1 protein-coding gene is annotated in these 303 nt (G+C 39.3%); it reads right to left on the bottom strand.

Annotated features, from left to right (window positions below; all coding sequences use genetic code 11):
- Positions 1-40: 40 nt before the first annotated feature.
- The coding region (locus Q5762_RS37775; RefSeq protein ID WP_315896836.1) for a hypothetical protein at positions 41-303 on the bottom strand (263 nt) is incomplete at its 5' end.

Here is a 303-nt window from a genome sequence, read left to right on the forward strand (position 1 = left end):
ACCATTTCCTCACCTAATACAATTAAAAGTTTCTAGGACCTTATAAATTAAAAAAAATATCTTTATTCAAACAAGCTCTTTCATTAAGCTCAATCACCCTGGGGCCGCTTATATCTGAAGTAATTTCTGCCGATGTATTGTGGTTTTTATATTTTATTTCTCTACTATCAGCAGCGCTTTTTGTCTCTACCAAGCCCTCTTCAGCTAAATACCCCTTAGCCTTCTCCTCACTCACCTGAGCCAACAACGCATACGTCATATCTTTAATGCCGTACACCGTGTGCAACAGGAAGGCGAGCTTCA

The sequence above is a fragment of the Streptomyces sp. P9(2023) genome (assembly GCF_032436795.1).
GTDB lineage: Bacteria > Actinomycetota > Actinomycetes > Streptomycetales > Streptomycetaceae > Streptomyces.